Genomic DNA, 14,391 nt, shown 5'->3' with positions numbered 1-14,391 from the left:
TGGCCGGGTTCAATTCTTCACTAAAGGGAGAGCCCGAGGGCGCATGTCAGCCATCCGCGGCGAAAAGGTCACGTTTCGCAAGAAGGATATCGTTGCGCTGGACCGCTTGCCGTCCGCCCAGGCCGAGGATCCGATCATCGTCCATTGCCCGCCGCCGCGTTCGCCGATGCGCCGCACGGCGAAGCTGACCTGCGGATTTCTGGGACTGATCCTTGTTATTCTGGCCGGCATTGTTTTCACCGTCGAGAGCGGCATGTTCGACAAACCGCTGTCGCAGCAGGCGCAGGCGGCGCTGAACGGCGTGGCCGGACCGCGCTACCGCGCCGAGGTCGGCTCCACCGTCATCCGCTTCACCTCGGGCTTACGTCTGGCGCTGGAAGCGCGCAACGTCAACATGATCGATCAGGAGAGCGGCCAGCATCTGTCGACGACGGGTTCGGTGCGCCTGGGGCTCGATCCGCTGCAGCTCTTCCGCGGCCGCATCGCCGTCACGGACATCGAGGCTGACGATATCGCGCTCGATACCGCGCTTCTGCCTTCCGGCAATCCCGTCAAGCTCGACGATCTGCGCATCGACGCCATGCCGGCGGCGATGGAGAGGATCTTCTCGCAGTTCGACATGTTCGACAGTATCGCCACACGCGGCTCGACGAATTCGGTGCGCATCTCCGGCATCGACATCAAGCTTGCCGATACCGCCAATGGCCCGCTGTCGCTTGTTATCGACAATCTGGTCTTTGCCCATGCCGGCCCGTCCTCGCTGCAATTGACCGGCGAGGTGGCGCTCAACGGCGAGGTGGCGGAACTCGACGTGCTGGCCGAGAAGGAAGACGGCCACGTCTCGAAGGTGGTGGCGGCGCTGAAGCATGCCGACCTCACGCCGTTCGCGCTGAAACGCAACGATCAGGGTGTGATACGGCAGGGGCTTAGCGCCTTTGTCGACATGACGGTGTCGGCCACCAGGGCGCGCGATGGCGCGCAGCCGGCGCTTGCGGCAACGGTCGATATCGATCCCGGCCTGATCTATGCGGACGGTGATCCGCAGGAGCTGTCGGGCGGGCAAATCAACCTCGTTTATGATTTCGCCAAGCAGACGATCGAGATTGCCCGGTCCAACGCCCGGTTCGGCGCGACCACGCTGCCGATCAACGGCGCGCTGATCGATCTCGACAAGCTCGACCCGCAGGCCGGCAAGGGCTTCGGCATCGACCTGCTGGTCAGCGGCGGCACGGCGGCCCCCGGCGGTTCCGGCGAGCCGCCTGTTGCCTTCGATATCCAGGCGACCGGGCGCTACATGGTCGCCGGCCGGGAATTCCGGTTTCCCAACATGACCGTTTCCAGCCCGCTCGGCGCGCTCTACGGATCGCTTGATATCAAGCTCGGCGACAAATCGCCGGAGATCAGCTTCGCCGGCCAGTCGTCGCAGCTGCAGACGACGGCGATCAAGCAGCTCTGGCCGTTCTGGATGGCGCCCAAGGTGCGCAACTGGGTGCACGGCAATCTCTTCGGCGGCACCGTCACCGACGCTTCCATTTCCGTTTTCATTCCCTTCGGCCGGCTGGACGAGGCAGCCGGCGGCAAGGGATTGAAGCTCGACGCCAACCAGATCCGCATCGGTTTCGACATCGCGGGGGCTCGGATGAACGTCGCCGGCGACATTCCGCCCATCCGCGACACGTCGGCACATTTCGACCTGACCGGCCCCGTTGCGACGATCGCGATCAAAAGCGGCACGTCCTATTTCCCCTCCGGCCGGTCCGTCGGTCTCGGGCAGGGGACATTCGTCATACCATCCGCCTATGACAAGCCGCTGATGGCCGATATCGATCTCGCGGTGTCCGGCGCGGCGGACGCGGTCGGCGAGCTTCTAACCTACAGGCCGATCCGGGTGCTGCAGCGCGCCGGCTTTACGCCCGACGATTTCAAGGGCCGGATCGAGGCGAATGTGAAGGCGCATTTCGGCCTGCTCTCCTCGCAGAACCCGCCGCCGGCCGAATGGGCGGCGGCCATGAAGCTCAGCGATATTGATCTCGCCAAGCCATTTTCCGGCCGTACCATCACCAATCTCGACGGCACGCTGAACGGCAATCCGAAACAGATCACGCTCGATGCCAAGGCCCAGATCGACGGCGTTCCGGCCGATATCGATCTTACCGAACCGGTTGAGGCATCCGACAGTGCGTTGCGGCAGCGGGTGATCACCGCGACGCTTTCCGAGGACCAGCGCAACAAGCTGATACCCGGCCTTTCGGGCATCATCGGCGGCAGCGTGAAGATGGTGCTGACGCGGATCGACAACGACCGGCAGGACGTCCAGCTCGACCTCACCAAATCGCTGCTCGAATTGCCTTGGATCGGCTGGTCGAAGGGCAGCGGCATTGCCGCAACAGCCGAATTTGAAACCTCCGGCCCGGCCGACAACACTCAGATCAAGAACTTCCGGCTGAAAGGCGACGGTTTCGGCGCCAACGGATCGCTCAATATCGGCAAGGGTGGGCTGACCTCGGCCGATTTCGACAGTGTCAAGCTTTCCTCGCTCGACGATTTCGCTCTCTCGGTGAAGCGCAGCAAAGGCAATTTCGACGTCTCGGTCTCCGGCGACAGCGCCGATGCGCGGCCTGTTATCGCGCGGTTGAAATCGGGCTCGGACGGCGATGGCGACGGGGATGGCGGCGACACCAGCGTATCGGTGCGCGCCCGGCTGAAAAACGTCATCGGTTTCAACGACGAGAAGGTCGGCAATTTCCAGGCGCAGATATCACTGCGCGGCGACAAGCTGCAGACGCTCAACTTTTCCGCCGTCACGGACAGCGGCGAGGCCGTGGTCAGCCAGATGAAGGACGGCGGCGTCATCAACATCACCAGCGGCGATGCCGGCGCGGTATCGCGTTTCGCCGATCTCTACCAGCACATGCAGGGAGGGTTGCTCAATCTGGCGATCCGGCTGGGGGCAGAGGGCGGCTGGGACGGCTCGCTCGATGTGCGCCGCTTCTCGATCGTCAACGAACAACGCTTGCGCTCGATCGTCTCGACGCCTGTCGGAAGTGAACAGCGCAGCCTCAACGAGGCGGTCAAGCGCGACATCGATACCTCGTCGCAGCGCTTCCAGCGTGGCTTTGCCCGCGTCGTTTCACGCAATGGCATGGTCGGCATCGAGAACGGCGTGCTGCGCGGCGACCAGATCGGCGCGACCTTCCAGGGCGTCGTGCGCGACCGCAAGGGCAATATGGACATGACCGGCACCTTCATGCCGGCCTACGGCCTCAACCGCCTCTTTGCCGAGCTGCCGCTGATCGGCGTCATCCTCGGAAATGGCAGCGACCGCGGCCTGATCGGCATCACCTTCAAACTGACGGGCAAGTTCGACCAACCGAACCTGCAGATCAATCCGCTGTCGATTATCGCGCCTGGCGTCTTCCGGCAGATCTTCGAGTTCCAGTGAGGCTGTGAAGGCCGGACGGCAGAGGTCGTGGCGAGAACGCCTAAATTCCTTTCCGCCTGAGTAGGATCAGCAAAACGCGCAAGCATCGACCCGATCAGAATCGATCCGAAGCCCGGTGTCGAAACGAGCGAACGACGCTTGGCCTGCTATTTTAGGGAAATTTGATGTAAGCTGCGTCTCCGGCCTTGGCAACGGCCGTTGCGATGTCGGAGGATGCCATGCAGTGCGCTCGGACAGTCTCTTTCGTATCGGTCGCGGTGATCGCCGCTGCGGTCGGCGGCCATGCTGCATATCCCGCCGAAAAGAGCGAGCGACTGAAGCCGCCGGAGCTCATCCGGTCGGCCCATGTGCTGACGGTTCCTCTCGACGCGATGATGACGCCGCCTGTCTTCTCGATCAGCTGGTGGTCGCGCGTCAAACCTGCTTCAGACGTCAATCCGCCAAGCTATGTGTTTCGAGAGGCTGAACGGACGGATGCGCCATCCCGGCCGGGAGTCGAGTGACCGTATGCGGTAGTGCCGCGAAACTCTCGGTACGCGCGGCTGTATCGTCAACTTCGCAAATGCCTCGACACCGCCGTCAGCGAAATCGAAAAAGCCGGCGCGGAGGCCGGCTTTCATATCTGTTCGGAATTGAGGCCGCTTACGCGGCGGATCAGGATGTGCTTCTTCTTGCCGAGCGAGAGCTTGATGACGCCGTCGGTGGTGATTTCGCTGCTGTCGATCAGACGGCGTTCGTCGCTGACCGCCTCGTCGTTGATGCGGACAGCGCCGCCCTGGACGTGGCGGCGGGCTTCGCCGTTCGAGCCGGCGAGGCCGGCGCGGACCATCAGCGACAGCAGGCCGATGCCGCTATCGAGTTCGCCGGCCGGGATATCGACCGAAGGCAGGTTTTCCGAAAGACCGCCTTCCTCGAAGGTCTTGCGCGCCGTTTCGGCTGCCTGTTCGGCGGCTTCGCGGCCGTGCAGGATCGCCGTGACCTCGGTCGCAAGGATCTTCTTGACCTCGTTGATCTCCGAACCGCCGAGTGCCGAGAGGCGGGCGATTTCATCCATCGGCAGCGTCGTGTAGAGCTTCAGGAAGCGCGAGACGTCGGCGTCCTCGGTGTTGCGCCAGTACTGCCAGAAATCATAGGCCGAGAGCATGTCGGCGTTCAGCCAGACAGCGCCCGTCGCCGACTTGCCCATCTTGGCGCCCGACGATGTCGTCAGCAGCGGCGAGGTCAGCGCATAGAGCTGCGGTGTCCCCATACGGTGACCGAGGTCGATGCCGTTGACGATATTGCCCCATTGGTCGGAACCACCCATTTGCAGGCGGCAATCGTAGCGCTTGGCGAGTTCGACGAAGTCGTAGGCCTGGAGGATCATGTAGTTGAATTCCAGGAAGGACAGGGACTGTTCGCGGTCGAGACGCGTCTTCACGCTGTCGAAGGACAGCATGCGGTTGACCGAGAAGTGCTTGCCGACATCACGCAGGAATTCGAGGTAGTTCAGCGAGCGCAGCCATTCGGCATTGTTGATCATCAGCGCGTCCTTCGGACCGTCGCCGTAGTTCAGATAGTTGGAGAAGACGCGCTTGATCGAGGCGATGTTGCCTTCGATCGTGTCCACGGTCATGAGCTGGCGCGCCTCTTCCTTGAAGGAGGGATCGCCGACCATGCCTGTGCCGCCGCCCATCAGCGAGATGGCGCGATGACCGGTCTTCTGCATCCAGTGCAGCATCATGATCTGGATCAACGAGCCGGCGTGCAGGCTGGGCGCCGTCGGATCGAAGCCGATATAAGCCGTCACGGTTTCCTTGGCGAACATGTCGTCGAGGCCGCGCTCATCAGAGATCTGATGAATGAAGCCGCGCTCTTTCAGCGTGCGGAGGAAATCGGACTTGAACTCGGACATGGCCTTCGTCTCTTGATATCTGCGCTCGCCCATGCGGGTCTCGCGCAAGTTCGTTGTTGTTGATCTGTCGCGGCGCGTTTAGCACTGTTTTTATCAAAGTGCATCCGGGAATCGCATGGGAGGCAAGCCTCATGGATGTCATCAGGACTGCGATCGGTCTGATGAGCGGCACGTCGATGGACGGAATCGATGTCGCGCTGCTCAGGACCGACGGCCGCGGCTTCATCGAGCACGGGCCGTTCATGGGCGTGCCCTATGACGCCGATTTTCGCGGCCGGCTGAAACGGGCGCTGGAATTGGCGCGTCCGCTCAGCGACAGGAGCGAACGGCCCGCTGAGCTTCGCGACATCGAGCTGGAACTGACCTTACGGCATGCAATTGCCGTTACGGCATTCCTGGAGCGTTTCGGGCTTTCTGCCGATGCCGTCGATGTTCTCGGCTTTCATGGCCAGACAGTACTGCATCGCCCTGACGAAGGATTGACGATCCAGATCGGTGACGGTCCGGAACTGGTGCGCCGAACCGGCATTCCGGTGGTGTACGACATGCGCGCCAACGACATGGTTCATGGCGGGCAGGGCGCGCCGCTGGTGCCTGCCTATCACGCCGCACTTGCGGGAAAATTCCAGCAGGCTGGACAGGCGGTGTGCTTCGTCAATATCGGCGGCATCTCCAATTTGACCTTTATCGGCACGGATGGCCGGATATCGGCCTTCGACAGTGGGCCGGGCAATACGCTGATCGACCAGTGGGTGGAGATGCAGACCGGCAGAACCTATGATCCCGGCGGCGAAATCGGTGGGCGCGGCAAGGTCGTGGCCGCTCTCGCGGAACGTTATCTGCAAAGCCCGTTCTTCCGCGGCAATCTTCGCCGTTCGCTCGACCGCGGCGATTTCGCGCCGCTTCGGCCCGAGGACGCGAGCCTTGAAGACGGCGCCCGGACGCTCGCCCATGTCGCCGCCGCCTCGATCATCAAATCTGCCGGTTTTCTGCCCGAGAGCCCATCGATCTATATCGTCTGCGGCGGCGGGCGGCTGAACGCCACCGTGATGGCGGAGTTTTCCGCCATGGCCGGAAGGCTGGGCGCGAGGGTGTTGAGCGCCGAGGAGGCAGGCTTCGACGGTGATGCGATGGAAGCTGAGGCCTGGGCCTATCTCGCCGTCCGCTCGCTGGACGGGCTGCCGTTGACGTTTCCCGGCACGACGGGCGTCGGCGCCCCCGTCAGCGGCGGGGTGCTGGCGACGCCATGAGAGAGCAGAGCGTCATATTGAGCACGCCGCGGCTCAACTTCGTCATGTGGGACGAAGGCGATGCGGCCCTCGTGCAGCAACTGCATTCGACGATGGCGACGACCCGATATCTGTCCGGCAACGGGCCATGGAGTCTCGAAAAGGCTGAGGAGCGGCTGCGGGGCTGGTTCGAGGAGCAGGCGCGCCACGGCACGACGAAATACAAGATCCTCGACGAGGACGGCCGGTTTATCGGTCGCGCGGGGATTTCGAAGGTCAGGAACGAGCAATTCGAACTTGGCTGTTCCCTGCGCGAGGAGGTGTGGGGCAAGGGCCTGGCGACCGAGGCGGCAGGTGCGGTGGTCGACTGGTTCTTCGAAAGGCAGCTTGCGCAGCGCCTCATCGCCTTCACGCATCCCGATAACATCGCCTCGCAGCGTGTGCTGAGGAAAATCGGCATGCGTGAACGCGTGCCGATCCTGATCGATGGAGTGCTTGACCCAGCTTTTGAACTCACCGCCGATATGCGGCCGGCAAAGTGCTAATTTAACTCTTTACGGCAACCGGCGGCCGGACGTGGGATTCGCGCCCAGCCTGATTGCCATCCTCGACGCCCCTGACCTGGGCGATGAACGAGAACTTCTTGCGAAGGCCAAGGATCGGCTTCTCGATGAAATGCCAGGACAGCACCGCCACGGCGAGGGCCGAGGGCAGGCCGACGAGATAGAGCGCCAGCGCACCATATTTCGGATAGAGAAATACGGACGGAAACGAGCTGATCCAGATCTGCAAAAACGGGTCATGATAGAGATAGACGCCGTAGGAATAGTCGCCCTTCCTGAAAAAGGCCGGAATGGGTACCTCCGACAGGCCGATAAAGACGGTGATATAAACGAGAGAGGTGATGACCAGGGGCCGGTTCATCACCGACTCCGTCGCTTGGCTGTCCAGGGTGAGAATGGCGACGAGGCAAACCAGGCCGGCGGCGGCGAACAGCCAGCGGGAATGCGGAATGACCGCTTTGAACTGAAAGACGACGATGCCCATCATGAAGGCCGTTATCAGCTGGGAGCCTCGGCTCATGAACAGGAAGCGAGCGATCGGCTTGACCGAGCCTGGCAGCAGATAGGGCATCTTCTGCACGACAAGGCCGATGACGATATAGGCGATCGTCACCGCAAGCAGCTTGTAGCGCGTCTTGACGATGGCAGTGATCATCAGGAACGACATGATGATGTAGCAGAAGATCTCCCAGGGAACCGTCCAGAGCGCGCCGTTGACACGTTGGCTCGGATTGTCCTGGAAAACGCCCGGCAGCTCGTAATGGATCCAACCGACGATATTCAGAAAGTATTTGAAAAACCGCGGATCGGTAAAATATTCGGCGTGATAGACGATCGTGACGAGCGGCCCGATGATCAGCGAACAAACGACGATATCGACGGCAAGCGCCGGGACGATACGCAAGCTTCGGTTGATCAGGAAATTTCTGAGGCTCAGGCGTTGGGCGCTGCCGGCGATCAGAAATCCGCTCAGCGCGAAGAACATCGGAACAAGAGCGTATTCCGTGAACCAGAATACCGACCCCCTGATGAAGTCATTGTTCCTGGTTAACAAAAAGGAATGGGTCAATACGATGGAAAAGGCGAGCCCTATTCGAAGAAAATCGAACCCCGGACCGATTCCCCTATACTTATCCAGGACTTCCCCGAACGACTTGGTCATTGCGGACCTCGCTTTTGTTAGGATCGCGAGGACCCTACCGCACTGCAACATACATTGCAACACGATAGGTGATCTGTTCTGACACGTTCGGTCCGGTGAGGTTCCGGACCGTCACGGCATCGATGGGGCCGAGATTTTGTGGTGTCAGCGAATCCGCTTGGCGGCCGGTTCCGGCACCAGTTCGCCGTTGAGGCGGCGGTCGAGATAGTCTTCGCATTCGCCCATCAGGGTTTCCACCTGGCCGTTGAAGAAGTGGTTGGCGTTGGCAACGGTGCGGTGGGTGATGAGGATGCCCTTCTGGGTCTTCAGCTTCTCCACAAGGCCATTGACATCCTTTTCCGGCGCTACCTTGTCGGCCTCGCCATTGATGATCAGGCCGGAAGAGGGGCAGGGCGCCAGGAAGGAGAAGTCGTAGGTGTTCGGCTGCGGCGCGATCGACATGAAGCCTTCGATCTCCGGCCGGCGCATCAGCAGCTGCATGCCGATCCAGGAGCCGAAGGAATAACCGGCGACCCAACAGGTCTTGGAATCGGGATGCAGGCTCTGCACCCAGTCGAGCGCCGAGGCGGCATCCGAAAGTTCGCCGGCGCCGTGGTCGAATTCGCCCTGGCTGCGGCCGATGCCCCGGAAATTGAAGCGCAGCGTCGTGAACCCGCGCTTCTGGAACATGTAGAAGAGCTGATAGACGATCTGATTGTTCATCGTGCCGCCGAACTGCGGATGCGGATGCAGAATCAGGGCGATGGGCGCGCTTTTTTCCTTGGAGGGCTGGTAGCGGCCTTCAAGACGGCCGGCTGGGCCGTTGAAAATTACTTCGGGCATTGGTACTCCGGGTTTTATTTCGCGTTCGCGCTGCGTTGGACGACAACATTGACTTGACTAGTGTTGTCAGCTTTTCTAAAACGCAGTTTAGAACAATTCGAAACTTGCATGGCGATCCACGCATCGTGGAATGTGTCATAAGGCAAGCCCGGCGGAAATTTCAAGAAAAATGAACCGCGGCCGCTGAAGCAAGCTCGTCAAGCGCAGGACTGAAGATCATGGCGCCGCCACGCCTTTATCTCGACTGGAATGCCACAGCGCCGCTGCACCCCGCAGCACGCGAGGCGATCATGCGCGCCATCGACATTTTCGGCAATCCAAATTCCGTGCACGGCGAAGGCCGCGCCGCCCGCGCTGCAATCGAAGGCGCACGGCGCAAAGTGGCGGCACTTGCCGGCACCGATGCCGGCAATGTGGTTTTTACCAGCGGTGCGACCGAGGCCGCCAACCTGGTGCTGACACCGGATTTCCGCATGGGCCGCACGCCGCTCCGGCTCGGCCAGCTTTATTTTTCGGCGATCGAGCATCCGGCAGTGCGCGAAGGCGGCCGCTTCGCCAGAGAGAAGATGATGGAGATCCCGGTGACGGAAGCCGGCATCGTCGATCTCGATGCGCTCGGCACCCTGCTCGATGCTCACGACAAGGCTGCCGGCCTGCCGATGGTCGCCATCATGCTCGTCAACAACGAGACGGGCATCGTCCAGCCTGTGGAGGCAGCGGCAAAGATCGTGCATGCCCATGGTGGGCTCCTGGTCGTCGACGCCGTTCAGGCCGCCGGTCGCCTCGCGCTCGACATCAATCGGATCGGCGCCGATTTCATGATCGTCTCCTCGCATAAGATCGGCGGACCGAAGGGTGCCGGCGCGCTCATTGCGCGCGGTGAGGCGCTGATGCCGCGGCCGCTGATCCAGGGCGGCGGGCAGGAGCGGGGTCACCGCTCGGGGACACAGAATTCACTGGCGCTGATCGGCTTCGGCGCGGCGGCGGAAGCTGCGGCCGAGGAACTCGATGGGCGCAATGCGGCGATCGGCGCGTTGCGCGAGCGGCTGGAAGCCGGCATGCGTCGGGCGGCAGCCGATGTAATGATCCACGGCGAGGGCGGCGAACGTGTCGCCAACACGATCTTCTTCACCCTGCCAGGGCTGAAGGCCGAGACCGGGCAGATCGCCTTCGATCTCGAAGGCGTTGCCCTTTCCGCAGGCTCGGCCTGCTCATCCGGTCGGCTTGGCGAAAGCCATGTGCTGACGGCGATGGGACGTGACGCCAAGCTCGGGGCATTGCGCATCTCGCTCGGCTTTTCGACAACGGAAGACGATGTCGACAGGGCGATTGCGGCTTTCGCGAAGATTGCCTGCCGGCGAAGGTCGGCGGGTGAGGCGGCATAAGCCGCATCATAAACTTGCGGAAACGCAAATTTCCGCTTGCCAATCGGGCTGAAAAGTCCCTTTTGGCCTCTTACATCAGGGTAAGGCATTTGCCCGACATCAGGGCAGGACAATTGCCCGAACGCTACAAGCTGCCGGACCTTGTATCCGGCGAGATTGGAGAATGAAATGGCTGCGGTGCAGGAAACAATCGACCAGGTCCGCCTGATCGATGTGGACCAGTACAAATACGGTTTCGAGACCGTCATCGAGATGGACAAAGCGCCGAAAGGCCTGTCCGAGGACATCATTCGCTTCATTTCGGCCAAGAAGCAGGAGCCGGAGTGGATGCTGGAATGGCGCCTTGAAGCCTATCGGCGCTGGCTGACGCTGGAAGAGCCGACCTGGGCGCGCGTCAATTATCCGAAGATCGATTTCAACGACATCTATTACTACGCCGCGCCGAAGAGCACGCCGGGTCCGAAGTCGCTCGACGAGGTCGATCCGGAGCTGTTGAAGGTCTACGAGAAGCTCGGCATCCCGCTGCGCGAGCAGGAGATCCTTGCCGGTGTCGAGAAGCCGAAGATCGCCGTCGACGCCGTTTTCGACAGCGTTTCGGTCGTCACCACCTTCAAGGCAGAGCTGAAGAAGGCCGGCGTGATCTTCATGTCGATCTCGGAAGCCATCCGCGAGCATCCGGAACTGGTGCAGAAATACCTCGGCTCCGTGGTGCCGACGAGCGATAACTATTATGCGACGCTGAATTCGGCTGTTTTCACCGACGGCTCCTTCGTGTTCATTCCGAAGGGCGTTCGCTGCCCGATGGAGCTTTCCACCTATTTCCGCATCAACGAGAAGGGCACCGGCCAGTTCGAGCGCACCCTGATCATCGCGGAAGAAGGCGCCTACGTCTCCTATCTCGAAGGCTGCACGGCGCCGCAGCGCGACGAAAATCAGTTGCATGCTGCCGTGGTCGAGCTGGTTGCGCTCGACGATGCCGAGATCAAGTATTCCACCGTCCAGAACTGGTATCCCGGTGACAAGGAAGGCAAGGGCGGCATCTACAACTTCGTCACCAAGCGCGGCGATTGCCGTGGCGACCGCTCGAAGATTTCCTGGACGCAGGTCGAAACCGGCTCGGCGATCACCTGGAAATATCCGTCCTGCATCCTGCGCGGCGACGACAGCCGCGGCGAGTTCTACTCGATCGCCGTGTCCAACGGCCATCAGCAGATCGACAGCGGCACCAAGATGATCCATCTCGGCAAAAACACGTCGAGCCGCATCGTCTCCAAGGGCATCGCCGCCGGCGTATCCAACAACACCTATCGCGGCCAGGTCTCGGCTCACCGCAAGGCGTCGAACGCACGCAACTTCACCCAGTGCGATTCGCTGCTGATCGGCGACAAGTGCGGCGCTCATACCGTGCCCTACATCGAGGCGAAGAATTCGACGGCGCAGTTCGAACATGAAGCCACGACCTCGAAGATCTCCGAGGACCAGCTGTTCTACTGCCTGCAGCGCGGTATCCCGACAGAAGCGGCGATCGCACTGATCGTCAACGGCTTCGTCAAGGAAGTCCTGCAGGAACTGCCGATGGAATTCGCCGTCGAGGCGCAGAAGCTGATCAGCATCTCGCTCGAGGGCTCGGTGGGCTAAACAGGTCTCCGTCATCCTCGGGCTTGTCCCGAGGATCTGCGCACCTATGCGGAAGGTCGCGCCGGAACATTAGGACGATTACAATTTAAAGCTTAGATCCTCGGGACAAGCCCTAGGATGACGATTGAGGCCGATGAGAACGGTCAATTGGGCGGCACTTGAACCCGCTTTATGGACAGGAAAAACGAAATGCTTGAAATCAGAAACCTCCATGCCCGTATCGCCGAAGACGGCACCGAGATCATCCGTGGCCTGAACCTGACGGTGAAGGCCGGCGAAGTTGCCGCGATCATGGGGCCGAACGGCTCCGGCAAGTCGACACTCTCCTATGTGCTGTCCGGCCGCAGCGACTACGAAGTGACTGAGGGCGACATTCTTTATAATGGCGAGAGCATCCTCGAGCTCGATCCGGCCGAGCGCGCCGCCAAGGGCATCTTCCTTGCCTTTCAGTATCCGGTCGAAATCCCCGGTGTCGCCACCATGCAGTTCTTGAAGGTGGCGATGAACGAGCAGCGCAAGGCGCGCGGCGAGGACGAGCTTACGACGCCGGATTTCATGCGCCGCGTCAAGGATGCCGCCGGCAAGCTGCAGATCAATACCGAGATGCTGAAGCGGCCGCTGAATGTCGGCTTTTCCGGCGGCGAGAAGAAGCGCGCCGAGATCCTGCAGATGGCGCTGCTCGAACCGAAGCTCTGCGTGCTCGACGAAACCGATTCCGGCCTCGATATCGACGCGCTGAAGATCGTCGCCGACGGCGTCAACGCGCTGCGTTCGCCGGATCGCGCCGTGGTGGTCATCACCCATTACCAACGCCTGCTCGACTATATCGTGCCCGATACCGTCCACGTGCTCTATAAGGGCCAGGTGATCAAGTCGGGCGACAAGACGCTGGCGCATGAGCTGGAAGCCAATGGCTATGCCGACATCATCGGCACGGCGGCCTGAGTTCGGGTGGAAAGGACGACGTCCATGAACATGCAGACGACGAGCCGCCTGACAGCGGCCGAAGCGGCACTGATCGAGGCCTTCAACCAGCAGATCGGTGAGCTGTCCGGCAATGGCGCGGTGACGGCGCTGCGCGACCGGCTTCTCGACGACCTGAAGAAGGCCGGCCTGCCGACGCGCCGCATCGAGGCCTGGCATTATACCGACCTCAAGAATCTTCTGCGCACCGTTCCGCCACAGGCGGGTGATGCGGGCTCCGAAGCTTTGGAGCCGCTCGTTGCCGATGCCACGGTGCTGGCGGTGATCCAGGGCCATTCCAACCAGAAGGCTGCCGCCGACGGTCTTGGCATTTCGACCTATTCCGGCCATCTGCTCGATGGCTCCGCCGCAAACGGGCTCGATGCGCTCGGCAACGACGACGCCGTCGGCCGCATCAATGGCAGCTTCGTGCGCGACGGCTATGTCGTCGACGTGCCTGCCGGCACCGAGCTTGAAGCTCCGCTCGAAATCCAGTTCATCCATGCCGGCGGGCAAGCGCATACGCGCCTTCCCGTGGCCTTCGGCGCCGGCGTCAAGGCGACCGTCATCGAGCGTCACCTTGCGGCGACAAATGATGCGGCGCTGGTCTCCCATGTCAGCGACATTACGGTCGGCGAGGGAACGGAGCTGACTTGGATCATCCTGCAGCAGCAGGGAGCCGACGATACGCATCTTGGGCAGATCCGCATCGATCTCGGCGCTGACGCCAAGCTTCGGCTGTTCGTCATCAATGCCGGCGGCAAGCTGGTGCGCCAGGAACTGCATATCAAGGTGACGGGCGAGGGCGCCGATCTGACGCTACGCGGCATCAACCTGCTGGGCGCTGACAGCCATACCGACGTGACGATGGTGCTCGGCCACGATGTGCCGAACACCGGTTCGACCGAGGTGATCCGCAACGTCGTCTTCGACCGCGCCAAGGGCGTGTTCCAGGGCATGATCCGGGTGGCGCCCGATGCGCAGAAGACCGATGCCAAGATGGCCTGCAACACGCTGCTGATGTCCGACGATGCCGAATTCTCGGTCAAGCCCGAGCTTGAGATCTTTGCCGACGACGTGCAGTGCGGCCATGGCGCGACGGTGACCGATATCGACGCCAATCACCTCTATTACCTGATGGCGCGTGGTATTCCGGAGAAGATGGCGCGGGCGATGCTGGTCAACGCCTTCGTCGCCGAAATCGTCGAGGAACTGGAAGACGAGGCCCTGGTCGAGGCGCTGGAAAGCGTGATTTCGGCCTGGCTCGAAAAGCACGCCTGATCGGATATATCG

At 61.6% G+C, this 14,391-nt stretch carries 11 protein-coding genes; 8 read left to right on the top strand and 3 right to left on the bottom strand.

Translation table 11 applies throughout. The features are described 5' to 3' along the window. Positions 1–43: 43 nt before the first annotated feature. On the top strand, positions 44–3,442 hold the full coding sequence (locus NE851_RS21910; protein WP_127430895.1) for a YhdP family protein: 3,399 nt from the start codon (positions 44–46) through the stop codon (positions 3,440–3,442). A 218-nt stretch (positions 3,443–3,660) separates the two neighbouring features. Then, on the top strand, positions 3,661–3,945 hold the full coding sequence (locus NE851_RS21905) for a hypothetical protein (RefSeq protein ID WP_028758365.1): 285 nt from the start codon (positions 3,661–3,663) through the stop codon (positions 3,943–3,945). Between the two features lie 113 nt (positions 3,946–4,058). Here the strand turns inward: NE851_RS21905 and tyrS are convergent, their stop codons facing one another. Continuing rightward, positions 4,059–5,336 (bottom strand): tyrosine--tRNA ligase, encoded by a 1,278-nt coding sequence (gene tyrS / locus NE851_RS21900; RefSeq protein ID WP_254957657.1) that lies wholly within the window; start codon positions 5,334–5,336, stop codon positions 4,059–4,061. A 131-nt stretch (positions 5,337–5,467) separates the two neighbouring features. Here tyrS and NE851_RS21895 point away from each other — a divergent pair, with 131 nt between their 5' ends. Together NE851_RS21895 and NE851_RS21890 are read left to right on the top strand one after the other, a co-directional pair. Beyond that, positions 5,468–6,586: an anhydro-N-acetylmuramic acid kinase gene (locus NE851_RS21895; protein WP_254957655.1), complete on the top strand. Its 1,119-nt coding sequence runs from the start codon at positions 5,468–5,470 to the stop codon at positions 6,584–6,586. Next, a complete protein-coding gene (locus tag NE851_RS21890; protein WP_254957653.1) occupies positions 6,583–7,110 on the top strand; it encodes a GNAT family N-acetyltransferase in 528 nt (175 codons plus the stop codon). The genes NE851_RS21895 and NE851_RS21890 overlap by 4 nt, the downstream gene beginning before the upstream one ends. 1 nt (position 7,111) lies before the next feature. On the opposite strand, the gene NE851_RS21885 is transcribed toward NE851_RS21890, so the two are convergent. Further along, positions 7,112–8,290: an acyltransferase family protein gene (locus NE851_RS21885; protein WP_063475239.1), complete on the bottom strand. Its 1,179-nt coding sequence runs from the start codon at positions 8,288–8,290 to the stop codon at positions 7,112–7,114. 144 nt (positions 8,291–8,434) lie between these two features. Continuing rightward, complete coding sequence (locus tag NE851_RS21880; protein ID WP_003559715.1) at positions 8,435–9,112, bottom strand: alpha/beta hydrolase; 678 nt, start codon at positions 9,110–9,112, stop codon at positions 8,435–8,437. A 218-nt stretch (positions 9,113–9,330) separates the two neighbouring features. Here NE851_RS21880 and NE851_RS21875 point away from each other — a divergent pair, with 218 nt between their 5' ends. The 4 genes from NE851_RS21875 to sufD all read left to right on the top strand — a co-directional run bounded on the left by NE851_RS21875 (position 9,331) and on the right by sufD (position 14,379). Then, positions 9,331–10,497: a cysteine desulfurase family protein gene (locus NE851_RS21875; protein WP_254957631.1), complete on the top strand. Its 1,167-nt coding sequence runs from the start codon at positions 9,331–9,333 to the stop codon at positions 10,495–10,497. A gap of 168 nt (positions 10,498–10,665) precedes the next feature. Further along, entirely contained in the window at positions 10,666–12,135 is a 1,470-nt protein-coding gene (sufB, locus tag NE851_RS21870; protein ID WP_047609963.1) for a Fe-S cluster assembly protein SufB, read from the top strand. Positions 12,136–12,324: 189 nt separating this feature from the next. After that, positions 12,325–13,080 carry a Fe-S cluster assembly ATPase SufC gene (gene sufC, locus NE851_RS21865; protein ID WP_018445225.1) on the top strand — a complete coding sequence of 252 codons (756 nt, stop codon included), beginning with the start codon at positions 12,325–12,327 and terminating at the stop codon, positions 13,078–13,080. 24 nt (positions 13,081–13,104) lie between these two features. Further along, positions 13,105–14,379, top strand: a complete 1,275-nt coding sequence (gene sufD / locus NE851_RS21860; RefSeq protein ID WP_254957609.1) for a Fe-S cluster assembly protein SufD — start codon at positions 13,105–13,107, stop codon at positions 14,377–14,379. Positions 14,380–14,391: the final 12 nt, after the last annotated feature.

Origin of the sequence: Rhizobium anhuiense bv. trifolii (genome assembly GCF_024346605.1) — a bacterium.
In the GTDB taxonomy this organism is placed as follows: Bacteria; Pseudomonadota; Alphaproteobacteria; order Rhizobiales; family Rhizobiaceae; genus Rhizobium; species Rhizobium anhuiense.
Note: the sequence above shows the minus strand (reverse complement) of the source record. Positions and strands in the feature narration are given on the sequence as shown.

Coding starts and splice junctions, on each gene's coding strand:
- NE851_RS21910 (WP_127430895.1), top strand. CDS start 44: ATGTCAGCCATCCGCGGCGAAAAGGTCACGTTTCGCAAGAAGGATATC.
- NE851_RS21905 (WP_028758365.1), top strand. CDS start 3,661: ATGCAGTGCGCTCGGACAGTCTCTTTCGTATCGGTCGCGGTGATCGCC.
- tyrS (WP_254957657.1), bottom strand. CDS start 5,336: ATGTCCGAGTTCAAGTCCGATTTCCTCCGCACGCTGAAAGAGCGCGGC.
- NE851_RS21895 (WP_254957655.1), top strand. CDS start 5,468: ATGGATGTCATCAGGACTGCGATCGGTCTGATGAGCGGCACGTCGATG.
- NE851_RS21890 (WP_254957653.1), top strand. CDS start 6,583: ATGAGAGAGCAGAGCGTCATATTGAGCACGCCGCGGCTCAACTTCGTC.
- NE851_RS21885 (WP_063475239.1), bottom strand. CDS start 8,290: ATGACCAAGTCGTTCGGGGAAGTCCTGGATAAGTATAGGGGAATCGGT.
- NE851_RS21880 (WP_003559715.1), bottom strand. CDS start 9,112: ATGCCCGAAGTAATTTTCAACGGCCCAGCCGGCCGTCTTGAAGGCCGC.
- NE851_RS21875 (WP_254957631.1), top strand. CDS start 9,331: ATGGCGCCGCCACGCCTTTATCTCGACTGGAATGCCACAGCGCCGCTG.
- sufB (WP_047609963.1), top strand. CDS start 10,666: ATGGCTGCGGTGCAGGAAACAATCGACCAGGTCCGCCTGATCGATGTG.
- sufC (WP_018445225.1), top strand. CDS start 12,325: ATGCTTGAAATCAGAAACCTCCATGCCCGTATCGCCGAAGACGGCACC.
- sufD (WP_254957609.1), top strand. CDS start 13,105: ATGAACATGCAGACGACGAGCCGCCTGACAGCGGCCGAAGCGGCACTG.